Genomic DNA, 26,675 nt, shown 5'->3' with positions numbered 1-26,675 from the left:
AATCTGTGTCTTGAAGCCTTTGTAGCAAAAAAAGAATACTTTTGCAGCCTCGTGACAAACAAGAATTGAAATGGAAAAAGTAAAAGCAAAAAAACATTTAGGACAGCACTTCCTTAAAGACGAAAGTATTGCAAAAGCGATTGCAGATACGTTGACTTTTAAAGGATACGATGAGGTTTTAGAAATAGGACCAGGAATGGGTGTGCTTACTAAGTATTTGCTTGAAAAACCAATCAACACGCACGTTATTGAAATCGATACCGAATCGGTAGCGTATTTGGATGCCAATTATCCAAAATTAAAAGATAAAATTATCTCTCAGGATTTCCTGAAGTATAATATAAATGAAGTTTACAAAAATAAACAGTTTGCCATAATAGGTAACTTTCCGTATAATATTTCTTCTCAGATTGTTTTTAGGACATTAGAACTTAGAGACCAAATTCCAGAATTTTCTGGAATGTTTCAGAAAGAAGTGGCTGAGCGCATCTGTGAAAAGAAAGGCTCAAAAACATACGGAATATTATCAGTTTTAGCTCAGGCTTTCTATGATACCGAGTATCTGTTTACGGTTAATGAAAACGTTTTTATTCCTCCGCCCAAGGTGAAATCGGGTGTGATGAGAATGACCCGAAAGGAAGATTACAGTCTTCCTTGCAGCGAAAAGTTGTTTTTTACAGTTGTAAAAACTGCTTTTCAGCAGAGACGAAAAACATTACGTAACAGTTTGAAAACATTAAATTTATCAGACAATTTGCGAGAAGACACTATCTTTGATAAACGTCCCGAGCAATTAAGCGTTGATGAATTTATTGAACTAACTCAAAAAATAGAAACCGATGGAGTTCAAAGTTAGTAAAGAATTTATACACCAGTTAGAAGAGCTGATCAATAGTAAAAACGACAACGAGCTTGAAGTTTTACTTAATGATTTGCACCACGCTGATATCGCCGAAATCTTAGAAGAACTTGATTTTGATGAGGCGACTTATATCTTTAAGGTTTTAGATAGTGATAAAACGGCTGAAATTCTTCTTGAACTAGAAGAAGATTTGCGTGAAAACATCTTAAGCCGACTTTCACCAAAGGAAATCGCGGAAGAGCTTGATGAGCTTGAAACCAATGACGCTGCCGATATTATCGCCGAACTTTCGCAAGAAATAAAAGCGGAAGTAATCTCGGAATTAGTAGACGTTGAACATGCCAAAGATATTGTTGATCTTTTGCGTTACGACGAAAACACAGCCGGTGGTTTGATGGGAAAAGAGCTTGTAAAAGTGAATGAAAACTGGAACGTTTTGACCTGTGTTAAAGAAATGAGAATTCAGGCAGAAAATGTTTCTAGAGTGCATTCTATTTATGTAGTGGATGATGAAAACCGACTAAAAGGAAGATTATCGCTGAAAGATTTATTGACTTCTTCGACCAAAACACAAATTGGAGACGTTTATATCCGAAAATTAAATTTCGTAAAAGTAGATACCGAAGATGTTGAGGTAGCTCGTATCATGCAAAAGTATGACTTGGAGGCAATTCCGGTTGTGGACGAATTAGGCCGTTTGGTGGGAAGAATTACTATCGACGATATCGTAGACGTAATCAAGGAAGAAGCTGATAAAGATTACCAATTAGCAGCGGGTATCACACAAGACGTTGAATCAAACGACAGCGTTTACGAACTTACAAAAGCACGCTTGCCTTGGCTTTTGATTGGAATGGTAATAGAAATTGTAGCTTCTTTTGTTTTGAAAGGAAACGAAAGCACATTTCAAAAATATTCTACCTTAATCATTTTTGTGCCTTTATTGTCTGCAACTGCAGGAAATATCGGAGTTCAAGCTTCGGCAATTGTGGTGCAAGGTTTGGCAAATGGAACGTTAAAAGATTTTAGCCGCGGTTATTTTACTAAAGAAATTACCGTTTCTATGATATCGGGAACTATTATTTCTTTGCTTTTATTAGGCTATCATTCCATCATGTACCAACAATATTTGGTAGGATTTGCGATTTCTATTTCTATGATTGTGGTTATTCTTTTTGCGGCAACTCTAGGAACTTTAGTCCCGCTTTTCCTAAACAAAAACAAAATTGACCCCGCAATTGCTACAGGTCCGTTTATCACTACAACCAACGATGTCTTTGGAATTATGCTCTATTTTGGAGTAGCTAACTTGATCCTAGGATTCTAGATTTTTGCCACAAATTAGTTTATTACAGTGATTTAAGATCTCTAAAATCTGCGTAATTTGCACGCGGAAAATGCTATTTATCAACCAGAAATAAATTAAATCCAACCAAAATGAAAGTACACATTATTGGAGGAGGAAACCTTGGGGTTTCTATTGCCTTGGGGATTGCTAAATTCTCGAAAAACAACCAGGTTACTGTCACAAGAAGAAACATTGCTAGTATTCAATATTTATCAGAGTACGGAATTACGGTTTCTAACGATAATAAACACAACATCGAGGAAGCTGATGTTGTAATCTTAACTATAAAACCGTATCAGGTAGATACAGTTTTGGCTGAAATTCTGCCAGTTATAAAAAACAAAACGATTGCATCTGCAGTAAGCGGACTGTCTTTGGATGTGTTTCAAACTAAAACAAACTACGAATATCCTGTAGTTCGCATTATGCCAAATATTGCGGCCCAGTTTGGAGAGTCGGCGACTTGTATTTCGTTTCCAGAAAAATACAAAGAAAACGCGACGCCAATTGTAGATTTATTTCAAGATTTAGGAACAGCTCCAGTAATCGATGAAAAATTGATGGATGCAGCTACGGTTTTAGGAGCTTGCGGAACAGCTTATGCATTGCGTTATATTCGTGCTTCTATGCAAGCCGGAATCGAAATCGGATTTGATTCTAATACTGCTTTAGCAATTGCTGCGCAAACGGTAAAAGGAGCTGCAAAAATGCTTTTAGAAGAGCGAGTGCACCCAGAACAATTAATCGATCGTGTAACAACGCCACAAGGCTGTACAATTGTCGGTTTAAATGAAATGGAGCACAATGGTTTCAGTTCATCATTAATTAAAGGAATCAAGACTTCTTTGAAACAGATTAAAGGTTAGATTACTTAAATTTCAATATTTAAAATTCCAAATTCCAATTTTAGCGTTGGGGTTTGGGATTTTTTGTTTTATGAAAATTAAGGAGCTCAATTTGTCATTCCGAGGAACGAGGAATCACACTAGAAATTCGCCAAAGTATTTTTTTAGAAATTAATAATCACGTTCTCTCGAACAATATTCAATTATTAATCCTAAGTCTTTTTCTTTTACATATTCAATAAACATTGTTCGATGATAATCAAGCCCTAATTTTTCGATGTTTGTAGTATCGATTTTATGATTTTTACGAATAATCCATTTCACAAAAACTAATGAATCAACACCGCGTAGTGCTGGCCCTGTGCTTTTTGCGTCTAGCTTGTGACAAGCTGCACAATTGGAATTAAATATTTCTTTTCCCTTTTCTTGATTTTCTGATAAATTTGGTGTTCCACAAAAGAGTGGGACAGGTGTTGCACAGTAAAAATCTGAAGAAGGAGTTTTATATGTTATAATCTGATATAGAATAATACCAACAAACAATATTAAAAGAGATATTGATATGGTAAGTACTTGTCTAATTCTTTTCATTTATTGAACGCAATAATTGGAATTTGGAATTTCAGTATTGGAATTTAAAAAATTCATTTTTTACTAAGGGTGTATTTCAAATAAACAAATCCCATGAGTCCGGCTAAGAAAGAAGCTATTAGAATTGCTATTTTAGAAAAAACAATGATTTCAGGATTTTTGAATGCTAAAACAGTAATAAAAATGGACATGGTAAAACCAATTCCGCCAAGCATTCCTGCGCCTAGTATGTGTGCCCATTTTAAATTTTTAGGCAAAATACACAAACCTGAAGTTACACCAACCGATGAGAAAAGTAAAATTCCGAGCGGTTTTCCAACTACAAGTCCAAGAATGATTCCGTAGGTATTGACGTGATTAAGGCCTTCATGCCAATTGTCTGAAATTGTTAAAGCGGTATTGGCAATTGCAAACAAAGGCAAAATGAAAAATGCGACGGGTTGATGAAGAAAATGCTGCAATCTGTAGGATGACGTTTTCTTTCCGCCATCTCCAAACGGAATAACAAAGGCTAAAATTACGCCAGTTATAGTTGCATGAACTCCAGAATTGAGCATAAAATACCACATTACAGCTCCACCAATGAGATACGGAATCAGATTATGAATTTTCATTCGGTTTAAAACGAAGAGAAAACCCCATATTCCAAGTGCGATTCCGAGATTTAAAAAAGAGATTGAGGTAGTATAAAAAACAGCAATCACAATAATAGCTCCAAGGTCGTCAATAACGGCAAGCGCTGTTAGAAAAACTTTTAGCGAAGCAGGAACTCTGCTGCCAAGAAGGGACAAAATTCCGATTGCAAAAGCGATATCGGTCGCCATAGGAATTCCGGCACCGTTTTGTGTCGTTGTTCCGTAGTTTAATGCTAAAAAAATAGCAGCCGGAACCAGCATTCCTCCAAAAGCGGCCATTATAGGGAGCGACGCATTTTTTATATTTGATAATTCTCCGTGGTAAATTTCTCTTTCCAGTTCTAAGCCAATCAAAAGAAAGAAAATGGTCATCAATCCGTCATTAATCCAATGGGTAATGGAATGTCCTGCAATTTCTTTTTCCCAAAAAGCAACATACGGAATTTGAAGAGATGAATTGGCAAGAAATAGCGACAAAAGAGTGACACAGAGCAAGATAATTCCTCCTGATTTTTCGTTTTCAAAAAAGGCTTTAAAAGTCTTGGTTAATTTCATTGTGGAAGATTTTCTTGAGTATTGAAGATGGAATTTGAAAATTCCTAATCTTTCAAAGTTAAAAAAAAATCTGGGCAATAAAAAGGATTTGCCATGTAGGCTCAAAGTAGGCAAGCTTTTTTAAGTTCTTTAGTATTGAATTTTTCTTCGCGACTTTGCGACTCTGCGAGATTAAAACATTAAGCTTGAAATGAAATCTTAAAGAATTCCCGTATTTTTGTGCTTTTAAAATTCAACACAAAATGAGCATAAAAATTCTTCATATCGACAGCAATAATCCAATTTTATGGAATCAATTGGAAGAAGCTGGTTTCGAAAATCACGCCGATTTTAAATCTTCAAAGGAAGAAATAGAAGCAAAAATTCAAGACTATAACGGAGTTGTAATTCGCAGCCGTTTCAAGATTGACAAGACATTTTTAGATGCTGCAACAAAGTTGCAATTTATTGCGAGAGTGGGCGCAGGCCTTGAAAGTATTGATTGTGAGTATGCTTCTGCAAAAGGAATTCATCTTATTGCTGCTCCAGAAGGAAATCGCAATGCTGTTGCAGAACATTCGCTGGGTGTAATTTTATCCTTATTCAATAATTTGAATCAAGCCGACGCCGAAGTTAAAGCGGGCCATTGGAATCGAGAAAGCAACCGAGGCCACGAATTGGATTTGAAAACGGTCGGAATCATCGGTTACGGAAACATGGGTAAAGCTTTTGCTAAAAAACTAAGAGGTTTTGACACAGAGGTTCTTTGTTACGATATTTTGGATAATGTTGGCGACGAAAATGCCAAACAAGTTTCGTTAGAAGAATTACGTGAAAAAACAGACGTTTTAAGCCTTCACCTTCCTTGGACACCAGAAACGGATAAAATGGTTAACAGCGACTTTATAAATGCATTTAAAAAGCCGTTTTGGATCATTAATACTTCTAGAGGGAAAAATATAGTAACGGCAGATTTGGTTGAAGCTATGAAATCGAAAAAAATTCTAGGAGCAGGTTTAGATGTTCTAGAATACGAGAAGCTTTCGTTTGAAACACTTTTCCAAGAAAACAATACACCAGAAGCGCTTCAATATTTAATGGAAGCAAAAAATGTATTGCTGACGCCTCATATTGCAGGTTGGACTTTTGAGAGCCATGAGCGTTTGGCTCAGGTAATTGTAGATAAAATCAAAGCCATTTACAGCAAAGAATAGCCTACAGGCTTTAGAATTTAATAACGAGTTTTTTCCTGTAAATTTTATTTGGCAAGATTAGTTTTATTTCTTATTTTTTAATAATATTGTTTCCGAATTTTAAAAGAATGAGTCTAAATAGGTTCTTTTCTGAAGTTCGGAGAAAACCGAAAATCCCAAGAGTAGGCCAAAAACAAACGATTAAAATTATGATTGAATGGTATAAAACGGCCATGTTTGATAACTATGCAAACTTTAGCGGTAGAGCTAGAAGAAGTGAATATTGGTATTTTCGTCTTGCGACAACACTTTTATTTTTTGCATTTGTTTTTGTAGGACTGCTGTTAACTGCAGTTTTAGGCACAGAAACGGGAATTTCAATTGCAGTGGGATTATTTTTTCTTTATGCAATAGCATCTATAATCCCATCTCTGGCTGTTTCAGTTAGAAGAATGCATGATATTGGTAAAAGTGGCTGGACTATTTTGGTTTCTTTAATTCCGTTGGCAGGACCTATTTGGATTTTGGTTTTGTTAATAACAGAAGGCGAGCATGGAGAAAATTATTATGGGCCAGATCCAAAAAGTACTGTTCAAGAAATTGATGAAATAGGAATTAATAATTAACTAAATAATATAAAAATGGAAACTACAAAACCAGAAAGCTGGAATACTCCATCTCAACCAAGACAGGAGAATAAAAAAGTATTAGCAGGACTGATGGGTATTCTTTTTGGATCTTTAGGGATTCATAAGTTTGTCTTAGGTTATACTCAAGAAGGAATTATTCAAATCGTAATTAGCATAGTTACTTGTGGAATTGGAAGTATAATCGGATTCATTGAAGGAATTATCTACTTGACAAAATCAGATGAAGAGTTTTATCAAACTTACCAAGTTGGTAAAAAAGGCTGGTTTTAATAGAAGAATAAATATATTGTCTAAATCTCATTCAGCATTGAATGAGATTTTTTATTTAATGAAATGACCTTTTTTTGACATATTAATAACTTTTTGATCCCATTAGTAACTTCCAATGGAAGTAATTTTGCACACTATTAAAAAAGAGGATAAGACCAAAAATTCCTAACCTAAAAGTATATTTAAATAGATTTATTATGATTGAAATGTTTAAGAAAGTAGTTTTTGAAAACTACGCAAATTTTGAAGGAAGAGCAAGAAGAAAAGAATACTGGATGTTTATTTTAGCGTATTACATTGCGATTTTTGCATTAATCTTTATAGCATCTGTACTTCCAGAAATGATCGGAGGTTTGTTATTTGCTGTTTTTGTGTTGGCTATAATAATTCCTACCATTGCGGTAACTATTAGAAGAATGCATGATGTTGGTAAAAGCGGTTGGTATTCTCTAATTCCTTATTATAATCTGTATTTATGCTGTATAGAAGGTGAAAAGGGACCAAACCAATACGGACCTGATCCTAAAAATCAATTAGAAGAGATTAATGAAATAGGAAAAGAGTAAATTTTCTAATTTTAATGATATAAGAAAGCCGTTTCAATTGAAACGGCTTCTTTGTTTGTGTTAATCTTCTTTCTCGGATAATTTCTTTTCCAATTCGATCTGAAACTCTTCGATAACGGGTTTCATAGTGCTTTCTGGAATATCTGCAATTCTAATGTACATTAAACCGTCAATTGCATTGTTAAAAAGCGGATCGACATTGAAAGCAACCACTCTTGCATTTTGTTTGATGTATTTCTTAATTAAAACAGGCAAACGTAGGTTTCCTGGTTCTAGTTCGTCAATGATTTTATCAAACTTATTCAAATCAGATTCAGCTTCGTCGAAGATAAAATCTTTATCGGCGTCTTTCAGTTTTACTTTGTACGCTTTTTTCGGGTGAATATATTGCGCGATATACGGATCGTAATAGTTTGATTTCATAAACTCAATCATCAATGATTTAGAGAAATCTGAAAATTGATTGCTGATACTTACACCACCAACTAAATATTTATGTTCTGGATGACGCAAAGTCGTATGGATAATACCTTTCCATAACAGGAACAAAGGCATTGGTTTTTGCTGATAGTCTTTTACGATAAAGGCACGTCCCATTTCGATCGATTTGTGCATCATATCATGAAGTTCTGGCTCAAATCTGAAAAGATCTGTCAGGTAAAAACCTTCAATTCCGTATTTTGGATAGATTTCAGAACCTAATCCCATACGATAAGCACCGGCGATCTTTTTGGTTTCATCATCCCATAAAAACATGTGGTGATAATATTGGTCGTATTCGTCTATGTCAATAGATTCATTTGTTCCTTCACCAACTTCACGGAAAGTGATTTCGCGTAAGCGTCCAATTTCGTGCAAAATGTTGGGAATTTCTTTTGCGCTTGCAAAGAAAACCTCATAGTTTTTGCTTTGTAAAAATCGGCTGTCGCTATCGCGTAAAGCCTGAACTTCATCAATTAGTTTTGATTCGTTTGCTGGCGTAACGATTTTTTTAGGTGCTTTTGGTATTTTTAAACTTGCAGTATCAATCAGTTTAGTGTCTTTCTCAAACGGATTGGCAAGCATATAGGTTTTCTTTCTTAAGAATTCTGAATATTCTTCAAAAGATTCAATTTCGTTTTGCTCAGAAACAGAAATTGGTTTTCCAATACGAACTTTAATTACACGATCTTTTTGCGTTAAAAGCTCAGAAGGTAATTTTGCTGTACGTAAGGTGTCATCAATTTTAGAAAGCCAGTAGAATAATTTACTGTTTTTAGCGTGAAAGTAAATTGGAACAACAGGAACTTTAGCTTTTCTGATTAATTTCAGCGCGCCTTCTTCCCAAGGTTTATCTACCACTAATTTGCCATCTTTATAAGTCGAAACTTCACCTGCAGGGAAAATACCCAAAGGTTTTCCGTCGCTTAAATGACGTAAGGTTTCTTTAATTCCAATTACGCTCGATTTTGCATCCTTATGATTTTCAAAAGGATTAACCGGCATAATGTACTTCTTCATCGGAACAATTCTATGTAATAAGAAATTGGCAATGATTTTGAAATTTGGCTCTCTTTCAAGCATCAATTTCAAAAGCAAGATTCCGTCAATTCCTCCAAGCGGATGATTGGAAATGGTAATATACGCACCATCTTTTGGCAGACGCTTTAAATCTTCTTCAGGGATTTCGAACTTAATTTCCATTTCGTCCAAAATTCCATTCAAAAAGTCAAGGTCTTCCAAATGTTTGTTACGATCGTAAATTTTATTAAGGGTCGAGATCTTAAGAACCTTCATAAGAATCCAGCCAGAAAAGGTACCGAAAACTCCGTACTTTTCAACATTTATTGCCTTTGCAACTTCTTTCGCGGTAACTAAACCCATGTACTACTTTTAATTTATTAGAACAGCGAACAAAGATAACAAAAAAGTCTACTTTTCATTGTTTCCAAGATAAACTTTGCACTTTTTTATTACATTTGGAATCCTAAAAAAATCACTGATGAAAATTATTTCTTATAACGTAAACGGAATTAGAGCGGCAATAAACAAAGGGTTTATCGAGTGGCTACAACAAGCAAATCCTGATGTAATATGTCTTCAGGAAATAAAAGCAACACAAGATCAAATTCCGGTAGACGATATTACAGCAGCAGGCTATCCGTTTCAATATTACTATCCTGCGACTAAAAAAGGGTATAGCGGAGTGGCGATTCTTTCTAAAACAAAACCCAATAATATTGTTTACGGAACAGGAATTCATCACATGGATTTTGAAGGCAGAAATCTGCGTGCAGACTTTGACGACGTTTCTGTGATGAGTTTATATCTTCCGTCTGGAACAAACATCGAAAGGCTGGATCATAAGTTTATGTTTATGGATGATTTTCAAACATATATTAATGAATTGAAACTTACAATTCCAAATCTAATTATCTGTGGTGATTATAATATCTGCCACGAAGCAATCGATATTCACGATCCTGTGCGTAATAAAACAGTTTCTGGATTTCTTCCGGCAGAACGCGCATGGCTAGATGCTTTTATGAAATCTGGATTTATCGATAGTTTCCGTCATTTTAACAAAGATCCGCATCATTATTCTTGGTGGAGTTACCGCGCAGGAGCAAGAGGAAATAACAAAGGCTGGCGTATAGATTATAATTTGGTTAGCAATGTGTTAGAAGACAGGTTAAAAAGAGCTGTTATACTACCAGACGCGATGCATTCAGATCATTGTCCGATTTTAGTCGAGATTGACTAATTTTTGGTATTGTTCTTGTAAAGTAAAATGCAACTTAAATTTCAAGCATGAATTCAGATTTTTGGAATTTGAATTTGGAATTTAAAATGGTTTAGATATTAAAAGCCCAAAATAAAACCAATTAAAGATGATTAAAAAAGCCTCCATCGGATTACTAGCGTTAGCTTTGTCCACAACGTCATGTGTTTCTAAGAAAATTTACAATGATCTAGAAACAAAATATTCAGATTTGAAGAAAGAGAATCGTTCTATTGCTGATGAAAATGAAAATTTAAAGAAAGCAAAGAACCAATTAGAAGTCGATCGTGATAAACTGACTAAAGATTTAGCAGCTGCTAATGATGATTTGGCAAAACAAAAAGCAGATTTAGCCGCGGCTCAAAATAAATATAAGGTTTTACAAGATTCTTATAATGCATTGGAGAAAAACAGCAACGATGCGCTAGAGAAAAACATGGCTAAAAACCGTGAATTGTTAGCGCAATTGGAAGCAAAAGGAAAAGCGCTTGCAGACGAAAAAGCGAGTTTGGACAAAACAGCAAATCGTTTGAAAGAATTGGAAGCTATGATTGCCGCGAAAGAAGAAGCGATGCGTAAACTGAAGGAAACTTTATCTAAAGCGTTAAACGGTTTTGAAGGTAAAGGTTTAACAGTGGAGCAGAAAAACGGAAAAGTATACGTTTCTATGGAAAACAAATTGCTTTTCAATTCTGGAAGCTGGGCAGTTGGAACAGAAGGTAGAAAAGCGGTTGTAGAACTTGGAAAAGTTCTAGGGGATAATCCAGATCTTTCTGTTTTAATTGAAGGACATACAGATGATGATCCGTATGCTGGTTCTGGACCAATTGCAAACAACTGGGATTTATCGACTAAAAGAGCAACAGCAATTGTGGGAATTTTAAGCGAAAACCCAAAAATCAATAAACAAAAATTAACAGCAGCAGGAAGAAGTGAGTTTTCTCCTTTGGCAAGTAATGCAACGCCAGAAGGAAAAGCTAAAAACCGAAGAATCGAAATCATCTTAACTCCAAGATTGGATGAGATTGCTGAGATGTTGAATAGCATAAATTAAAGTTGCAAAGTGACAAAGAAACAAAGGCTCAAAGGTTTTTACTTTTGAGCCTTTTTTAAACTCCAATTCTCAAATTCCAAATTCCAATTTTTGAAAGCGTTTGGAATTTGGGATTTTATGACTGGAATTTAAAATTTTGTAACTTTGGTTTCTATAAATTAAAAATTATGGGACTTCCAGAATTAAAAGAGAAAATAAAAAATCAATTAGATTTGGCTGATGAAAGAGTTCTACGAATTGTTTCTTCTGTATTTGATAATTATTTAAATGAAGTGGTTTCGTATGATGCAAAAGGAAATCCTGTGACATTAACTGACTACCATAACAAAGTGGAGGAAGGTTTAGAGGACATCAAATACAATCGAATAATTTCAAGTGAAGATTTGCCTAAAGAAATGAAGGATTGGGATAATTAATAAGGAACAAAGGTTCTAAGGCTCAAAGGTTTTTGCTTTTGAGCCTTTTTCTATTCTGTAAGGTTTCTAAAATCTTGTACTTTTTTTAACCTTTATCATTTTTCGATTTGAAAAATCACTTTGTACCTTTGTTACTTTGCAACTTTGAACCTAAAGAAAAAATGAAATACACTACATTACCTAACACCGATATAAAAGTTAGTAAAATCTGTTTGGGAACGATGACTTTTGGTCAGCAGAACACAGAAGCAGAAGGACACGAACAAATGGATTATGCTCTCGAAAGAGGAGTAAATTTCTTTGACACAGCAGAAATGTATTCGGTTCCTGCAAGTGAAGCGACTTACGGAAGTACAGAAAAAATTATTGGAACTTGGTTTAAGAAATCAGGAAACAGAGATAAAGTTATTTTGGCGTCTAAAATCGCTGGTCCGAATCCGAATTTTGGATATATGCGCGAGAAACTGGATTTTTCTCCTGCAAGCATTAAATACGCAGTTGAAAACAGTTTAAAAAGATTGCAAACTGATTACATCGATTTGTATCAAATGCACTGGCCAGAAAGAAAAACGAATAATTTCGGACAGCGCGCTTTTCACGGACATGATGATGTTTGGGAAGATAACTTCAGAGAAATCCTAGAAACTTTTGATGGATTAATTAAAGAAGGTAAAATCAAACACATTGGGGTTTCGAATGAAAATGCTTGGGGAATGATGCGCCTTTTGGAAGAAAGCAAATACAACGATCTGCCAAGAATTAAAACTGTTCAAAATCCGTATTCTTTATTGAACCGTTTGTTTGAAGTAAATTCAGCAGAAGTTTCAAAATATGAAAATGTTGGTTTGTTAGGTTATTCGCCTTTAGCCTTTGGAGTTTTGACTGGAAAATTCTTAACAGGAGAAAATCACCCAAAAGCAAGAATTAACCTTTTTCCACAATATAAACGATACAATAGCGACCAATGTACCGAAGCGACAAAATTATATCAGGAAATCGCTAAAAAACATGGTTTAACATTAACGCAGCTTGCAATGGGGTTTGTTTTGCAACAGCCGTTCTTAACAAGTGCCATTATTGGTGCAACAACTTTAGAGCAATTAAAAGAAAACATCGATACAGTTGATGTGGTTCTTTCTAGACAAATCTTAGCAGAAATTGATGCTGTACAGGCTATAGTTCCAGATCCTGCACCTTAATTTTTTTGCACGAAGGCACTAAGACACGAAGTCTAAAAATAAAATAACCACATAAGTAATATAAGATCAGTTAAGAAAAGACTTAAATCTCTTATATTACTTATATGGTTTAAAAAAAATACTTTGCGGCTCTGCGACTTTGCGAGATTAAATAAAAAACTTCGTGTCTTAGTGCCTTTGTGGCAAAAAACTATAAATCAAATTCATCATCAACAGCCAAAGAATCTGTTTTGATTGCTGTAGAATCTGGCACTTTAATTTTTATGAAAGAACGTGCACTTCCCGAAATATAAACTGGCAATTGCCCGATTGTGTCTTCTGGAACCAAAAGACCTCTTCTAAACATCAAATTCTTTAAGAATTTTTGGTTTTTGATGGCGTAATCTTTCAAATTGCCTTCATCGTTAAACTGATACATGAATTTTCTTGGTTTCGGAATAATCGTCGCCAAGTATAAGCATTCATCAACATTTAAAGCTGAAGGACTTTTTTGGAAATAGAAATGACTTGCTTCGCCAATTCCATATACATTCGGTCCCCATTCGATAATGTTGAAATACACTTCCAGCATTCTTTCTTTGCTTACAATTCGGTTATTCTCTAAAATGTAAACCAATAAGATTTCTTCAAGCTTTCGCGAAAGCGTCTTTTCACGAGTTAAAAAAACATTCTTAATTAACTGCATGCTGATTGTACTTGCGCCTCGTGAGAATTTTTTGGTTCTAATGTTTTTAAGAATCGATTGTTTGAACGCTTCGTTAATGAATCCGCGATGAGAGAAGAAAGAAGGATCTTCTGTCGTTAAAACACATTTTCTTAAATAAGGAGAAATTTGATCCAAGGGCGTATAATTCGGATTTGCATTTCCAACCAAAACGGGTCTTTGCAATACATTTTGAATAATCGCGCGATACACAAATTCACCGTTTAGTTTATTTAAATCGGCTTCTCCATATTTAGTGATTCGTAAATCTTCTTTGTTGAGTTTACTATCAAAAACAAGTGTATTTGGTTTGTTTTTATTGAATTTGAAATCCAATTTATAATCGAAATTTCCCGTTGCCTGCATTCCTTGAAAATGCGTGAATAATCCGTCTGGAAGCGAAACGATAAAATCCTGCGCTTTCATTTTCGGAATATCCATTTTCAAAGTATAAATAGTGTCTTTCTCAGTATCGTAAGAAATGTAAGGACGAACTTTGATCTTATTTAGTTGCATGGTTGACGAACTGTCGATCGAAATAAAACTATCTCCTAATAAAAATCGATAATCAAAGCGCGCATTTTTTATAACTACATCTTTACTGGCAATTTTAGGATGATTGATTTTAAGATTGGCGATAGAAGTGTAACCGTCAATATGAAGTTCGCTGCCGCTTTTGTCAATGTTTTGAACATTCAGACGAATAGAATCAAAACTTGCTTTTAGATTATAACGCTGATCCAAATATGGAACACGAATAGCACCAGTGTCTAAATTGAAAAAACGGATATCAGCTTTTTTATTTCTTGGGTCGGCAAAGCCTTTAATGTTCCAGCGCTGATCAAAATCTTTTGCTTGAACATGAAGATTCGTTTCAAGCTGTTTATTGTTTAAAACAAGTTTGTCAACATCAACAGATGTCTGTTTTCCGTTGTCATCGATTTTCAATTGGAAGTTTTTCAAATCCATATCGGTCGGAACCAAATTCAGTACTTTTGAAATAATTCTATAAGCGAAAGCAGCATATTTTCGTTTTTCGTTTGATTCTGTTTCTTCTCGATCTCTTTTTAGAAAAGCATCAAAGTTTCGTTTATTGCCTTTTTTGACTAATTGAATGTAACCATTGTCAACTTTTAAAGTTCCAACTTGAACATCTCCAATTAGTAAATTGCTTAAACTGATGCTGGTTTCTACATTTTTAATTTTGCAAAGTGTGTCAGCATTTATCGGTGCCAAAACAACATCTGTCAATTTTATGGTGGATAAACCATCAAAAGAAGCTGATTTCACAGAAAAGTTGCTTTGATATTGCACAGCCATTTTGTGAGTAACTTTTGCAATGGCTTGTTTTAAAAGAGAATCACGGAAATAATAAAGTCCGATGCAAATCACAACAATTACTATTCCTAGTATTTTTAATGCTTTGTATATTTTTTGTTTTGGAAAATTCATAGAGTTGAATTTACAATGTTTAATGTTTTGAGGGTAGTTTTTCTGCCACGAATTCACGAATTATATATAATATTAATTTGTGAATTCGTGGCGAAAAAAAATCAGCCAAAAAGTATGCTTGCAACATCTTCAATTTTTGCTACAAGCTCAATCTTAATTCCGGTATTTTTTAAAGCAATTTTGTTGTATTTAGAAACAAAAATAGTATCGAAACCTAATTTTTCAGCTTCCTGAATACGCTGGTCAACACGATTCACAGGGCGAATTTCGCCAGAAAGTCCCACCTCGCCGGCAAAACAAAATCCTTTTCCAACAGGAATATCTTCGTTTGAAGATAAAATTGCCGCGACAACCGCCAGGTCAATAGCAGGATCATCAACAGAAATTCCGCCAGTAACATTCAAGAAAACGTCTTTTGCGCCTAAGCGAAAACCAGCTCTTTTTTCTAGAACTGCCAAAATCATGTTTAGTCTTTTGGCATTGTAACCAGTTGTGCTTCTCTGTGGTGTTCCGTAAACAGCCGTACTAACCAAAGATTGGATTTCGATCATTAACGGACGCATTCCTTCAAGAGTTGTGGCAATTGCAGTTCCAGAAAGTTCTTCGTCTTTATGTGAAATTAGAATTTCAGAAGGATTGCTAACTTCTCGTAATCCGCTTCCCAACATTTCGTAAATTCCAAGTTCTGATGTTGAACCAAAACGGTTTTTTAGCGAACGTAAAATTCGGTAAATATGATTTCTGTCGCCTTCAAACTGCAAAACAGTGTCGACCATATGTTCCAAAATTTTTGGACCGGCAATGTTCCCGTCTTTTGTAATATGGCCAATCAATATTACTGGAATATTGCTTTCTTTGGCAAATTTGATTAATTCTGCTGTTGTTTCGCGAATCTGAGAAATGCTTCCAGCAGTCGATTCGATGTAATCGGTGTGTAAGGTCTGAATTGAATCAATAATGACCACTTCAGGCTGAATGGTTTCAATTTGTTTGAAAATGTTCTGCGTTTTGGTTTCGGTAAGAATGTAACAGTTGTCGCTGTTTGGTGTAATTCTTTCCGCACGCATTTTTATTTGTTTCTGACTTTCCTCACCCGAAACGTATAGCGTTTTATAAGGTAATTTTAGAGAAACTTGCAGTAAAAGTGTACTTTTTCCGATGCCAGGCTCACCGCCCAAAAGCGTTAAAGATCCAGGAACAAGTCCGCCGCCCAAAACACGATTCAATTCGCTATCAGTCGTGTCCATTCGAACTTCTTGAGCAGAATCAATTTCGTTAATTTTTAAAGGTCTTGGCGCTTTGCTTGTTGGAGCAGATTCTGTTTTCCAAGCTACTTTGTCTTGTTTCTGAATGATTTCTTCGGCAATCGTATTCCATTCTTTGCACGCATTGCATTGCCCTTGCCATTTGGCATATTGAGTTCCGCAGTTTTGGCAAAAAAAGGAAGTTTTAACTTTTGACATTATTTGGTTTTTTTAGCAAGCGTATTCATTTCGTCAATTTTCTCATACATCAAGTCTTTGTTCAAATCACCAATTGGCTCCATTTGCGAAGCATTTTGGTATTTTTTTGAAGCGTGTTTTGGATCGCCCATTTTTTCGTACATCAAACCTAATTCATATTCTCCCAGCATGGCTTTCGGGTAATTCACATTTCCAATTTCAGCCATTTTTCCTAATTCATCGTAGGCGTTTCTTTTTAAAATAAGATTTTCCATTACTTTAAAATCACTCATTCGAACAGGAATTTGAACTCCTAAAACTTCAGACATTGCCGCGTATTTTTTTTCTAAATATTCTGCATAACCTGTTTGAAGAACCGCAATTTTTTCGTTGTATTCGGCAGAATTTATAGGTCTGTAAACTTCAAATATCTGGTACAATGCGCTTGGTATAGAATGCAATACTTCTGTATAATGTGTTGCGCCTTTAAATACGTCATATTTATAATTCACTAACGGATTATTAGCAATTTTAATATTGCTGTTTAGTTTCTCTATTGGTTCTTTTATTTTTTTAATATCACCTTCTCCAGCAGAAAGATAATAGAAAACAGGGCTTTTTATTTTGGCAAATTTCTCTGCAATACGCACTTCCATTTTTGGCGCAAGCTCTGGGCTTAAACAGATGTAGGCATTAAAAAGCGGAAATTCTTTATACAAATAAAAATTAGCAAAACTTGCCGTTAAATCATGACCCGCAATAAGTCTGAAAGGCGAGGTGCGGTATTTTTTTTCAATGTATGGCACTAATTCTGCTCCAATAAATTCGAAGAATTTTGCTCCTTTTTCAAAAGGAAGTCCTTCGTTTTGGTCTATTGTTGTATCATCAAAACGTTCTCCATCTTTATTTTGGTGAATTCCGATGATGATCATTTCTGGAATATCATCCCAATAAGTTCCATAACTTATGGCTCCAGAAAACGGATCAAATAAATAATCTCCATCCAATAAATAAAGAACTGGATATTTTTTGTCTTTGTTGGTTTCATAAGAAGCAGGAAGTCCGATCGTAATTCTGCGCTCTTCTCCAAGCTTTTCTGATTTAATGTTATCGAACGTTTTTTGGGCAAACGACGAAAACGAAATTAATAAAAATAGTAGGTAAACTTTTTTCATGATTTGTGGCATTTCAGTAAATTAAAAAGTATTGAAAATAGTGTAGCAATATACTATTTTATTTGCTTCTTTGTTAAGTAGGTTGAAAATTGAAGCAGAGTGTTTTAGTGTCGAAATCATTTTCGATTAAGACAAAAGAAGAGTTTTTTTGTGCAAAATGACTTTGACAAAGTAGGGTAATTCGGTAAGAAAAAGAAAACCTTAGGTTAAAGAATTGTCGTTTTCATTTGGGAAAATAATCCATGGTTTGAAGGTTTTTGCTTCTTCAAAATCCAATGTTGCATACGAAATGATGATGATGATATCATCTTTTTGCACTTTTCTAGCAGCAGGACCATTTAAAGTAATTTCGCCAGAATTTTTTTCACCTTTAATAGCGTAAGTTTCAAAACGTTCGCCATTATTAATGTTAACAATAGATACCTTTTCGCCTTCAATAATGTTTGAAGCCTCTAGTAAAGTTTCATCAATAGTAATGCTGCCAATATAATTTAAATCGGCTCCAGTTACTTTAACTCGATGAATTTTTGATTTTATAACTTGAATTTGCATGCTGCAAAGTTAGATTAATTTAATGAAATGGTATCAATCAATCTTATAGAATTAACAAATACCGCTATAAATGCACGATATTTTTTATCATTCTCTTTCTGATCGATAGATAAAAGTGTGGATTCGTCAGCAATAACAAAATACTCCAATTCAAATTCTTTGTTGTCTTTGAAAGAATTTTCTACAAATTGGATGGTTTCTTGCGGAGTATGGTTTTGGAAAATCTCTTTTGCTTCGGTCAAAGTTTTGTAAATAATTGAAGCGTCTTTTCTTTCTTGAGAACTTAAACGTTCATTTCGAGAACTCATAGCAAGTTCATTTTCTTCTCTAAAAATTGGGCAACCTACAATATTTACAGGTAATCCCGTTTTTTCTACTAATTTTTTAACTATTTGAAGCTGCTGAAAATCTTTTTCTCCAAAATAAGCATTTGTTGGCGTTACGATTTCGAAAAGACGTTTTACAATTGTTCCAACACCGTTAAAATGGCCAGGACGGAATTTTCCTTCCATCTGGTTTTCTAATCCGTCAAAATCAAAAGTCTGCGAAACCGTATTTCCTTCATAAATATCATCGACAGAAGGTGCGTATAAAATGATTTTGTCACTTAATGTACGCATTTTCTTAACATCCTCTTCGAGAGTTCTCGGATATTTTGCTAAATCTTCGGCGTTGTTAAATTGGGTTGGATTGACAAAAATACTTACTACGGTATCGTTGTTTTCTTTAAGCGAACGCTGCATTAAAGCCAAATGTCCTTGGTGTAAAGCGCCCATTGTTGGTACAAATCCGATGGTTGAATTTGCGGTTTTGATAGTTTTAAGATAGGCTATCAACGCTGCTTTACTGTAGAAAATATGCATTGAGGTATTATTAAAATTTATGCAAACATAATATATTAGTTATAAACTGCATAAAATTTTGTAATTTTGCGACGTTTTTATTACCAAAATTAAGTAAAATACTATTATGAAAGATAAGAGGATATTATATGTATCATCTGAAGTCGTGCCTTATTTGGCTGAAAATGAGGTTTCTTTAATGTCTTATGACGTTCCGAAAATGATTAATGACCAAGGCGGTCAGATAAGAATTTTCATGCCTAGATATGGGAATATCAATGAGAGAAGACATCAATTGCATGAAGTGATAAGACTTTCAGGGATGAATTTGGTAGTGAATGACTTAGATATGCCATTGATTATTAAGGTAGCATCAATTCCTAAAGAAAGAATCCAAGTTTACTTTATTGATAATGATGAATATTTCAAACGTAAAGCAACTTTTACAGATGAAGAAGGTGCGCTGTATCCAGATAATGACGAGAGAGCGATTTTCTTTGCAAAAGGAGTTGTAGAGACTGTAAAAAAATTAAACTGGGTTCCAGACATTATACATGTTCACGGCTGGCTTGCAGCAATGCTTCCAATTTATATGAAGCATTATTACAAACATGAAGCTTTGTTTTCTGAAACTAAAATTATTACTTCTGTTTACGGGCAGTCGTTTGATGAAAATTTAGATTTAGAAATGATCAATAAAGTTAAATTTGACGGAGTTCCTCATGAAGCGGTGTCAGATTTAGAAGTGCCAAATTATGAGAATGTTTTAAAAGCTAGCATTTTACATTCTGATGGTGTAATCATTGCGTCTGAAAATGTTTCTTCAAGTTTAACAAAATTTATAGAATCTTCAGGAAAACCTTTTTTACCTTTCGCCGGGAAAGATGGATTTGCAGACGCTTATACTAATTTCTACAGAACATTTGGACTTTAAATTTTAATTTTATTATTAGACATGTATAATACTTCTTTTATTAAGAGAACTCTTTTGGCTTTAATGGCTATTTTTCTATATTCTTGTGACAAAGATTTTAATGCAATTGGAGATGGGTTGGTTGGAGATGATCATTTTGGACTTGCGCCTGAAAAATATGATGTTTTAGCTTTTAATCAAGAAGTTACCCCAATTCAGTCAAATAATATGACGCCAAATGCTCTTGGTATTTTTGATAACCCGCTTTTTGCAACTACGACTGCGAATTTTGTAACTCAGGTAGGACTTAGCTCTTATGCTCCAACAATTGGAGAGTCGCCGGTTATTGATAGTGTTAGAATACAGATTCCTTATTACAGTCATGTTACCGCTACTGATAAAGATGGAAACAGTACTTATGTACTGGATTCTATTTATGGAGATACAAACGGAAAAATTAAATTAAGTGTTTATGAGTCTGGTGTTCAGATGAGAAATAGTTATTTTAGTGGAGGTAGCCAGTTGCCGCAATTTTATTATACGGATCAAAATAGTGACTTTCTTAATAATAAAAAGGTTTGGTTAAACGACAGCTCTAATAGATTTGAGAATGAGGAGTTCTTTTTTAGTGCGAAAGAATACAAGGATAGTATTACAACTGATGGTAAAAAAACACTTACAAGAGTAAAACCTGAAATGCGTTTGCATTTAAATAAGCAGTTTTATCAAGATAAAATATTAAAAGCCGATGCTTCAAAACTTGCAGCTGAAGATGTTTTTCAAGAATATTTTAGAGGTTTATATTTTAATGTTGAAAGGTCTGGGTCTAGTCCGAGTAATATGGCATTGATGAATTTTAGTGACGGTAAAATTACGATTTATTACAAAGCTAAAACAGAGTCTACGACAGATGCTGATACCGCTATGGAGAGTAAAACAATTGTTTTGAATTTGAAGGGTTCGACTGTGGGTACATCAAATACAGCTAATTTTCTTCAAGATGCTCGAAATGCAGACTATGCGAATGCAATAACCAATGTGAATAAAACGGAGGGAGATGAACGGCTTTATTTAAAAGGAGGTCAAGGTTCTGTAGCAATTTTAAGACTGTTTAATCAGACAGATGTATTAAGTTATAATGCTGCAGGCGAGCCAGTAAGCGGAGCAAATGGAGTTCCCGACCAATTAGATGAAATTAGAAGCAATGTTCTTATTAAGAACTGGAAAGTTAATGAAGCTAATTTAGTCTTTAATATTGATGCTGATAAGATGGCTGGTACAAGGGAGCCAAATAGAGTGTATTTGTACAATTTGACAAATAACTCTGTTTTGGCCGATTATTCTGCAGATCCTGCATCAGCTTTTGGAGGACTAATAAGTTTAGGTTCCGATAAAAGAGGAAAAAGTTATAAAATTAGAATAACAAGCCATATTCGTAACTTGATAAAAGACGCGACGGCTAAAAATGTTGATTTAGGACTGGTTGTTTCTCAGAGTGTAGCTGTAAATGCACTAAATGCGCTAAAAAATAAGATTCAAATTCAAGATAATCCAGTTGAATATTTTTCAGCAGCTCCAAGAACATCCTTAATGAATCCTTTAGGTACAATCATTTACGGAGGAAAATCTTCTGTTCCAGATGATAAAAGATTGAAACTTGAAGTCTACTACACGAAACCAAATTAATAAATATATATGTGTGGAATTGTTGGATATATCGGTCATCGAGAGGCTTATCCTATTGTAATAAAAGGATTAAAACGTCTTGAGTATAGAGGATATGATAGTGCCGGCGTTATGTTGTATGACGAAGAGTCGGGCATTAAAGTTTGCAAAACCAAAGGTAAGGTTTCTGATCTTGAAGCTAAAGCCAATGAAGGTTTTACAATAAATGGTAATATTGGAATTGGACACACTCGTTGGGCAACTCACGGTGTTCCAAATGACGTGAATTCGCATCCTCATCTTTCTAATTCTGGAGATTTAGCAATTATCCATAATGGAATTATAGAGAATTATGCGCCTTTAAAAGAGGAGCTTATCAAAAGAGGTTACACTTTTAAATCGGATACAGATACAGAGGTTTTAGTTAATTTAATAGAAGAAGTTCAAAAGAAAGAAAATCTTAAATTAGGTAAAGCAGTTCAGGTTGCGTTAAACCAAGTTGTTGGTGCGTATGCAATTGCTGTTTTCGATAGAAAAACTCCAAACGAAATTGTAGCGGCAAGATTAGGAAGTCCGTTAGCGATTGGAGTTGGAGAAGGTGAATATTTTGTTGCTTCTGATGCTTCTCCATTTATTGAATATACTTCTAATGCGGTTTATTTAGAAGATGGCGAGATGGCAAATATCAGATTGCACAAGCCAATCAAAATTAGAAAAATCCAAGATGACTCTTTAGTAGATCCTTATATTCAAGAACTTCAAATGAATTTGGAGCAGATTGAAAAAGGTGGTTATGATCATTTCATGCTTAAAGAAATCTACGAACAGCCAAGTGTAATTAAAGACACCTACAGAGGAAGGCTTCATGCAAATGAAGGAATCGTTCAGATGGCTGGAGTTGAAGATAATCTGGAAAAATTCTTAAATGCAAAAAGAATTTTAATTGTGGCTTGCGGAACTTCTTGGCACGCAGGTTTAGTGGCGGAATATATCTTTGAGGAATTTACCCGTATTCCTGTAGAGGTAGAATATGCTTCTGAATTTAGATACAGAAACCCGATTATCAATAAAGATGACGTAGTTATTGCGATTTCACAATCTGGTGAAACTGCAGATACTATGGCAGCTATTAAATTGGCTAAAGAAAACGGAGCTTTTGTATTTGGAGTTTGTAACGTTGTTGGTTCTTCTATTTCTAGAGAAAGTCATGCAGGTGCTTATACACACGCAGGACCAGAGATTGGAGTAGCTTCAACAAAAGCTTTTACTACTCAAATCACAGTTTTAACTATGATTGCTTTACGTTTAGGAAAAGCTAAAGGAACGTTATCAAATACAGATTTCCACACTTATCTTCAAGAATTAGAAATTATTCCTGAGAAAGTATCTGAAGCATTAGAAACCGATGCTAGAGCTAAAGAAATTGCTGCTGCTTTTAAAGATGCGCCAAACTGTCTTTATTTAGGTAGAGGATATAATTTTCCTGTAGCATTAGAAGGAGCTTTAAAATTAAAAGAGATCTCTTATATTCATGCTGAGGGTTATCCTGCTGCAGAAATGAAACACGGTCCAATTGCTTTAATTGATGAGCATATGCCAGTTATTGTTATTGCGCCTAAACAAGGGCATTACGATAAGATTGTAAGTAATATTCAAGAGATTAAATCTAGAAGCGGTAAAATTATTGCTGTAGTTACAAAAGGTGATGTTCAAGTTCGTGAATTGGCAGATTATGTAATCGAAATTCCAGAAACTTCAGATGCATTATCACCATTGGTTACAACAATTCCTTTACAATTGCTTTCTTATTACATTGCTGTAATGAGAGGTTGTAATGTGGATCAACCGCGTAACTTAGCAAAATCTGTTACAGTGGAATAGGTTTATTTTTCGAAATAATAAATAGGTTAAAAAAGCGAGATTTAGGTCTCGCTTTTTTTATTTGTTAATAATTTTTTTGTGTGCATGAATTTTTGTGAAATTTTCAGTTTTTTGATAAAAATTTATATGTATGCATAGTACATTGGTTTTTCTTCTTGTTTTATTTGTTTTTATTTTAATAAATTCAATTAGTGAATAGTTAAAATATTGTAAATAAATGTGATAAATATTAAATTTATTTAACATTTTTTTATGTATATTAAAATATTTCCTTATTTTGGCTATATACTAACAAAAAACTAACCCAAAATGAGAGTCTACTTGCTAATTATGTTGTTATTCAGCGGAATATCCTTTGCGCAGAATACAATTACAGGTTCGGTTACAGATGGTAACAAGCAATCTATTCCTGGTGCTAATGTTGTTGTTGTCGGAGAAAACAGCGGTGCTTCTACTGATTTCGACGGATCGTTTAAACTAACTACTAATGCAAAACTGCCTTTTTCAGTAAAGGTCTCCGCAATAGGATTTGAATCTAAAACGATCAGTGTTACTGCAGCAAATCAAAAACTAAATGTAATTTTGAAAGATGAAGAAACTAAATTGGACGAAATTGTAGTTTCGGCATCTAGAACGCCTGAACGTGTAATTGAATCACCTGTTACAATTGAACGTATGGGGTTGCAGGAAATAAAAAATACCACAGCTCCAACTTTTTACGATGGTTTGGAGAATTTAAAAGAGGTGAACTTCAATACAAGCAGTATTTCTTTTAAATCTATAAATACTCGTGGTTTTGCTACCGTGGCTAATACCCGTTTCATGCAATTGGTTGATGGTATGGACAATTCTTCACCGGCATTAAACTTCGTTTTAGGAAATCTTATAGGGGTTTCAGATATTGACGTTGCAAGTGTAGAGCTTTTGCCTGGTGCATCTTCGGCGCTTTATGGTGCAAATGCTTTTAACGGAATTATGTTTATGACCAGTAAAAGTCCTTTTACAAATGAAGGAATAAGCGTTTACTACAAATACGGACAAACTAGCCAAGATGCTGCGGGAACAAATGATTATAATGATTTTGGAATTAGGGCTGCAAAAGCTTTTACTAAGCATTTTGCAATGAAAGCTAATTTTACATACATGGAAGCGAGCGAGTGGATTGCTAATGATACTAGAAGTATGACGGGAGGTTCGGTTGGACATGCTATGAATCAGAATTATGACGGTTTGAATATTTATGGTGACGAGGTTACTACTTTTATTCCAAACGTAGGGCAGGTTAGTAGAACAGGTTATCGTGAGCAGGACTTAACAGATAATAAGGTTCAAAGTATGAAAGCTGATTTTAGTGCTCATATAAAACCTTGGGCAGATGATACAGAATTTATATTGCAATATAAAATTGGTACGGGAAGTACAATTTATCAGGGGGCAAACAGATATGCTTTGAAAGACTTCTTAATGCAACAAGGGAAGTTTGAGGTAAAAGGGAAAAACTTTTTTGGCAGAATATATTTTACAAGCGAAGATGCTGGAAATTCTTATGATATGAGATTTGCCGCTTGGAATGTTAATAGAGCCGCTAAGTCTGATCAGGAATGGTTTACCAATTATGCTACTGCATATCAGTATGCGGGAGCTGTTATGGGAACCAATGCAAACGAATCTGCACAGATTGCACGTAATTTTGCAGATTATAATGTTTTGCCAGCTGCAATCTCATTTATTCCAAAGCCAAAGGGTTCGCCAAGATTCGAGCCAGGAAGCGCTCAGTTTAATAGTGCTTTGGCAACAGTAGTGTCAAATCCAGATTTGACTCAGGGAGCTAAATTTATAGACCATTCTAAATTGTATCATTCAGATGTGAATTATAATTTTAGAGATGTTATTAAGTGGGCAGAAGTTCAAGTTGGAGGTTCATGGAGAAAATATGTGATGGATTCTCAAGGAACTATTTTTACAGACTACGATGGTCCTATTGAATATAAAGAATATGGAGCTTATGCCCAATTACAGAAAAAATTCTTAGACGATAGATTGAAGTTTACAGGATCTTTACGTTATGATAAGAGTCAGAATTTTGACGGAAATGTTTCGCCTAGAATTTCGTTTGTATATTCAGCCGGAGCATCAAAAAATCATAATTTCAGATTGTCTTATCAAACAGGTTTTCGTAATCCTACTACACAAGATCAATATATTGGTTTAGACTTGGGACCATTTGCGTTAATTGGTTCGGCACCAGAAAACTTAGACCGTTTTCAGGAAACTGTAAATGTAAGTGCTGCAGGACAAGCTGCAGGACAACCAGCTACGATTGGTATGTCGGGACAAAATGCTTATCATAATGCATATACTGTAGCATCTGTTCAGGCTTTTGCAGCATCTGCTAATCCTGGAGATCTTCAAGTTGCAGATATCGGTTTGGTAAAACCAGAACAAGTTCAGGCTTTTGAGGCAGGATATCGTACGGTAGTTCAGAATGACTTGTCTGTAGATTTGAATGCTTACTATAACATTTATAATGATTTCATGAATACTGCGAGAGTTATTTCTCCTTATTATGGAACTGTTGGAACAGATCCAACAAATCCTGCTGTACAACAAACTTACCAAGCCTTGGCATTTGGCGATAGAAGAGTGTATCAAGTTTATACTAATACAACTGCTCGTATTTCTTCATTTGGTTTTGGAGCAGGATTATCTAAAAAAGTATATAAAGATTTTGAAGTTGGTGTAAATTATAATTATTCCCAATTTGACTTCAATCAAGCGGATGACCCAGATTTCGTGGCTGGATTCAATACTCCAAAACATAGAATCAAAGCTTCTTTAGGAAACGCTAAAGTGATTAAAAACTTAGGGTTTAATGTGAATGTAAGATGGAATTCTGAGTATTTATGGGAATCTTCTTTTGGAGATGGTATGATTCCTGAAAATACAGTTCTTGATGCTCAGGTAAATTATGCGATTCCGAAATGGAAATCGGTTATTAAAGTTGGAGCAACAAACCTTTTCGGATCAGATTATCTTCAAGTTATTGGAGCGGGTATGATTGGTCAAATGTGGTTTGCGTCATGGACAATTAATCCATAAGGGTAATTATTTATGTGAAATTGGTGT

General features: G+C 34.7%; 22 protein-coding genes and 1 pseudogene. 15 read left to right on the top strand and 8 right to left on the bottom strand.

Features of this window, described 5'->3' with window-relative positions:
* The first annotated feature begins 70 nt into the window (after window positions 1–70).
* From rsmA to proC, 3 genes are all read left to right on the top strand, one after another.
* On the top strand, window positions 71–856 hold the full coding sequence (rsmA, locus tag J7574_RS01565) for a 16S rRNA (adenine(1518)-N(6)/adenine(1519)-N(6))-dimethyltransferase RsmA (RefSeq protein WP_290963211.1): 786 nt from the start codon (window positions 71–73) through the stop codon (window positions 854–856).
* Window positions 840–2,189, top strand: coding sequence for a magnesium transporter (gene mgtE / locus J7574_RS01560; protein WP_290963209.1), 1,350 nt, complete (start codon window positions 840–842; stop codon window positions 2,187–2,189). Before rsmA ends, mgtE begins: the two co-directional genes overlap by 17 nt.
* 110 nt (window positions 2,190–2,299) lie before the next feature.
* Complete coding sequence (gene proC / locus J7574_RS01555; protein WP_201999344.1) at window positions 2,300–3,076, top strand: pyrroline-5-carboxylate reductase; 777 nt, start codon at window positions 2,300–2,302, stop codon at window positions 3,074–3,076.
* Between the two features lie 150 nt (window positions 3,077–3,226).
* On the opposite strand, the pseudogene J7574_RS01550 reads toward proC, so the two are convergent.
* Both J7574_RS01550 and nhaA read right to left on the bottom strand, forming a co-directional pair.
* Window positions 3,227–3,493, bottom strand: a pseudogene (locus J7574_RS01550) (cytochrome c); the annotation flags it as partial.
* Window positions 3,494–3,699: 206 nt separating this feature from the next.
* Window positions 3,700–4,836, bottom strand: a complete 1,137-nt coding sequence (gene nhaA, locus J7574_RS01545; RefSeq protein ID WP_290963205.1) for a Na+/H+ antiporter NhaA — start codon at window positions 4,834–4,836, stop codon at window positions 3,700–3,702.
* A gap of 242 nt (window positions 4,837–5,078) precedes the next feature.
* On the opposite strand from nhaA, the gene J7574_RS01540 reads away from it, so the two are divergent.
* The 4 genes from J7574_RS01540 (at window position 5,079) to J7574_RS01525 (ending at window position 7,494) form a co-directional block, all read left to right on the top strand.
* Window positions 5,079–6,029, top strand: coding sequence for a 2-hydroxyacid dehydrogenase (locus J7574_RS01540; protein ID WP_290963203.1), 951 nt, complete (start codon window positions 5,079–5,081; stop codon window positions 6,027–6,029).
* Between the two features lie 107 nt (window positions 6,030–6,136).
* Complete coding sequence (locus tag J7574_RS01535) at window positions 6,137–6,634, top strand: DUF805 domain-containing protein (RefSeq protein WP_367272529.1); 498 nt, start codon at window positions 6,137–6,139, stop codon at window positions 6,632–6,634.
* Between the two features lie 15 nt (window positions 6,635–6,649).
* Entirely contained in the window at window positions 6,650–6,928 is a 279-nt protein-coding gene (locus J7574_RS01530; protein WP_091129489.1) for a TM2 domain-containing protein, read from the top strand.
* A 197-nt stretch (window positions 6,929–7,125) separates the two neighbouring features.
* Complete coding sequence (locus J7574_RS01525; RefSeq protein WP_290963200.1) at window positions 7,126–7,494, top strand: DUF805 domain-containing protein; 369 nt, start codon at window positions 7,126–7,128, stop codon at window positions 7,492–7,494.
* 60 nt (window positions 7,495–7,554) lie between these two features.
* Here the strand turns inward: J7574_RS01525 and J7574_RS01520 are convergent, their stop codons facing one another.
* Window positions 7,555–9,357: a lysophospholipid acyltransferase family protein gene (locus J7574_RS01520; RefSeq protein WP_290963198.1), complete on the bottom strand. Its 1,803-nt coding sequence runs from the start codon at window positions 9,355–9,357 to the stop codon at window positions 7,555–7,557.
* 118 nt (window positions 9,358–9,475) lie between these two features.
* On the opposite strand from J7574_RS01520, the gene J7574_RS01515 reads away from it, so the two are divergent.
* The 4 genes from J7574_RS01515 (at window position 9,476) to J7574_RS01500 (ending at window position 12,924) form a co-directional block, all read left to right on the top strand.
* The gene (locus J7574_RS01515) at window positions 9,476–10,237 is read left to right on the top strand and encodes an exodeoxyribonuclease III (RefSeq protein WP_290963196.1); all 762 of its coding nucleotides are present in this window, start codon (window positions 9,476–9,478) and stop codon (window positions 10,235–10,237) included.
* Window positions 10,238–10,364: 127 nt separating this feature from the next.
* Window positions 10,365–11,309 (top strand): OmpA family protein, encoded by a 945-nt coding sequence (locus tag J7574_RS01510; protein WP_290963194.1) that lies wholly within the window; start codon window positions 10,365–10,367, stop codon window positions 11,307–11,309.
* Between the two features lie 167 nt (window positions 11,310–11,476).
* Window positions 11,477–11,725 carry a hypothetical protein gene (locus tag J7574_RS01505; protein WP_290963192.1) on the top strand — a complete coding sequence of 83 codons (249 nt, stop codon included), beginning with the start codon at window positions 11,477–11,479 and terminating at the stop codon, window positions 11,723–11,725.
* Between the two features lie 161 nt (window positions 11,726–11,886).
* Window positions 11,887–12,924 (top strand): aldo/keto reductase, encoded by a 1,038-nt coding sequence (locus J7574_RS01500; protein ID WP_290963190.1) that lies wholly within the window; start codon window positions 11,887–11,889, stop codon window positions 12,922–12,924.
* A 190-nt stretch (window positions 12,925–13,114) separates the two neighbouring features.
* Here J7574_RS01500 and J7574_RS01495 read toward each other — a convergent pair whose 3' ends face one another.
* The 5 genes from J7574_RS01495 to panC all read right to left on the bottom strand — a co-directional run bounded on the left by J7574_RS01495 (window position 13,115) and on the right by panC (window position 19,111).
* A complete protein-coding gene (locus tag J7574_RS01495) occupies window positions 13,115–15,079 on the bottom strand; it encodes a transglycosylase domain-containing protein (RefSeq protein ID WP_290963188.1) in 1,965 nt (654 codons plus the stop codon).
* Window positions 15,080–15,180: 101 nt separating this feature from the next.
* Entirely contained in the window at window positions 15,181–16,542 is a 1,362-nt protein-coding gene (gene radA / locus J7574_RS01490) for a DNA repair protein RadA (RefSeq protein ID WP_290963186.1), read from the bottom strand.
* Window positions 16,542–17,696: an alpha/beta hydrolase-fold protein gene (locus tag J7574_RS01485; protein WP_290963184.1), complete on the bottom strand. Its 1,155-nt coding sequence runs from the start codon at window positions 17,694–17,696 to the stop codon at window positions 16,542–16,544. Before J7574_RS01485 ends, radA begins: the two co-directional genes overlap by 1 nt.
* Window positions 17,697–17,897: 201 nt before the next feature.
* Window positions 17,898–18,248: an aspartate 1-decarboxylase gene (gene panD / locus J7574_RS01480; protein WP_008465481.1), complete on the bottom strand. Its 351-nt coding sequence runs from the start codon at window positions 18,246–18,248 to the stop codon at window positions 17,898–17,900.
* A gap of 14 nt (window positions 18,249–18,262) precedes the next feature.
* Window positions 18,263–19,111: a pantoate--beta-alanine ligase gene (gene panC / locus J7574_RS01475; RefSeq protein WP_290963177.1), complete on the bottom strand. Its 849-nt coding sequence runs from the start codon at window positions 19,109–19,111 to the stop codon at window positions 18,263–18,265.
* Window positions 19,112–19,217: 106 nt separating this feature from the next.
* On the opposite strand from panC, the gene J7574_RS01470 reads away from it, so the two are divergent.
* From J7574_RS01470 to J7574_RS01455, 4 genes are all read left to right on the top strand, one after another.
* Window positions 19,218–20,024 (top strand): glycogen/starch synthase, encoded by an 807-nt coding sequence (locus J7574_RS01470; RefSeq protein WP_290963175.1) that lies wholly within the window; start codon window positions 19,218–19,220, stop codon window positions 20,022–20,024.
* Window positions 20,025–20,045: 21 nt separating this feature from the next.
* Window positions 20,046–21,689, top strand: coding sequence for a DUF4270 domain-containing protein (locus tag J7574_RS01465; RefSeq protein WP_290963174.1), 1,644 nt, complete (start codon window positions 20,046–20,048; stop codon window positions 21,687–21,689).
* Between the two features lie 9 nt (window positions 21,690–21,698).
* Window positions 21,699–23,549 carry a glutamine--fructose-6-phosphate transaminase (isomerizing) gene (gene glmS / locus J7574_RS01460; protein WP_290963173.1) on the top strand — a complete coding sequence of 617 codons (1,851 nt, stop codon included), beginning with the start codon at window positions 21,699–21,701 and terminating at the stop codon, window positions 23,547–23,549.
* 309 nt (window positions 23,550–23,858) lie between these two features.
* Window positions 23,859–26,648 carry a TonB-dependent receptor gene (locus tag J7574_RS01455; RefSeq protein WP_290963171.1) on the top strand — a complete coding sequence of 930 codons (2,790 nt, stop codon included), beginning with the start codon at window positions 23,859–23,861 and terminating at the stop codon, window positions 26,646–26,648.
* The last annotated feature ends 27 nt before the right edge of the window (window positions 26,649–26,675 follow it).

It is taken from the genome of Flavobacterium sp. (assembly GCF_017744675.1).
Lineage (GTDB): Bacteria > Bacteroidota > Bacteroidia > Flavobacteriales > Flavobacteriaceae > Flavobacterium.
The sequence above is the reverse complement of the archived record's forward strand: the minus strand, read 5'-3'. Positions and strand labels throughout refer to the sequence as shown.

Excerpts from the sequence above, each read along its gene's own strand:
- rsmA (WP_290963211.1), top strand. The coding sequence starts at position 71 with ATGGAAAAAGTAAAAGCAAAAAAACATTTAGGACAGCACTTCCTTAAA.
- mgtE (WP_290963209.1), top strand. The coding sequence starts at position 840 with ATGGAGTTCAAAGTTAGTAAAGAATTTATACACCAGTTAGAAGAGCTG.
- proC (WP_201999344.1), top strand. The coding sequence starts at position 2,300 with ATGAAAGTACACATTATTGGAGGAGGAAACCTTGGGGTTTCTATTGCC.
- nhaA (WP_290963205.1), bottom strand. The coding sequence starts at position 4,836 with ATGAAATTAACCAAGACTTTTAAAGCCTTTTTTGAAAACGAAAAATCA.
- J7574_RS01540 (WP_290963203.1), top strand. The coding sequence starts at position 5,079 with ATGAGCATAAAAATTCTTCATATCGACAGCAATAATCCAATTTTATGG.
- J7574_RS01535 (WP_367272529.1), top strand. The coding sequence starts at position 6,137 with ATGAGTCTAAATAGGTTCTTTTCTGAAGTTCGGAGAAAACCGAAAATC.
- J7574_RS01530 (WP_091129489.1), top strand. The coding sequence starts at position 6,650 with ATGGAAACTACAAAACCAGAAAGCTGGAATACTCCATCTCAACCAAGA.
- J7574_RS01525 (WP_290963200.1), top strand. The coding sequence starts at position 7,126 with ATGATTGAAATGTTTAAGAAAGTAGTTTTTGAAAACTACGCAAATTTT.
- J7574_RS01520 (WP_290963198.1), bottom strand. The coding sequence starts at position 9,357 with ATGGGTTTAGTTACCGCGAAAGAAGTTGCAAAGGCAATAAATGTTGAA.
- J7574_RS01515 (WP_290963196.1), top strand. The coding sequence starts at position 9,476 with ATGAAAATTATTTCTTATAACGTAAACGGAATTAGAGCGGCAATAAAC.
- J7574_RS01510 (WP_290963194.1), top strand. The coding sequence starts at position 10,365 with ATGATTAAAAAAGCCTCCATCGGATTACTAGCGTTAGCTTTGTCCACA.
- J7574_RS01505 (WP_290963192.1), top strand. The coding sequence starts at position 11,477 with ATGGGACTTCCAGAATTAAAAGAGAAAATAAAAAATCAATTAGATTTG.
- J7574_RS01500 (WP_290963190.1), top strand. The coding sequence starts at position 11,887 with ATGAAATACACTACATTACCTAACACCGATATAAAAGTTAGTAAAATC.
- J7574_RS01495 (WP_290963188.1), bottom strand. The coding sequence starts at position 15,079 with ATGAATTTTCCAAAACAAAAAATATACAAAGCATTAAAAATACTAGGA.
- radA (WP_290963186.1), bottom strand. The coding sequence starts at position 16,542 with ATGTCAAAAGTTAAAACTTCCTTTTTTTGCCAAAACTGCGGAACTCAA.
- J7574_RS01485 (WP_290963184.1), bottom strand. The coding sequence starts at position 17,696 with ATGAAAAAAGTTTACCTACTATTTTTATTAATTTCGTTTTCGTCGTTT.
- panD (WP_008465481.1), bottom strand. The coding sequence starts at position 18,248 with ATGCAAATTCAAGTTATAAAATCAAAAATTCATCGAGTTAAAGTAACT.
- panC (WP_290963177.1), bottom strand. The coding sequence starts at position 19,111 with ATGCATATTTTCTACAGTAAAGCAGCGTTGATAGCCTATCTTAAAACT.
- J7574_RS01470 (WP_290963175.1), top strand. The coding sequence starts at position 19,218 with ATGAAAGATAAGAGGATATTATATGTATCATCTGAAGTCGTGCCTTAT.
- J7574_RS01465 (WP_290963174.1), top strand. The coding sequence starts at position 20,046 with ATGTATAATACTTCTTTTATTAAGAGAACTCTTTTGGCTTTAATGGCT.
- glmS (WP_290963173.1), top strand. The coding sequence starts at position 21,699 with ATGTGTGGAATTGTTGGATATATCGGTCATCGAGAGGCTTATCCTATT.
- J7574_RS01455 (WP_290963171.1), top strand. The coding sequence starts at position 23,859 with ATGAGAGTCTACTTGCTAATTATGTTGTTATTCAGCGGAATATCCTTT.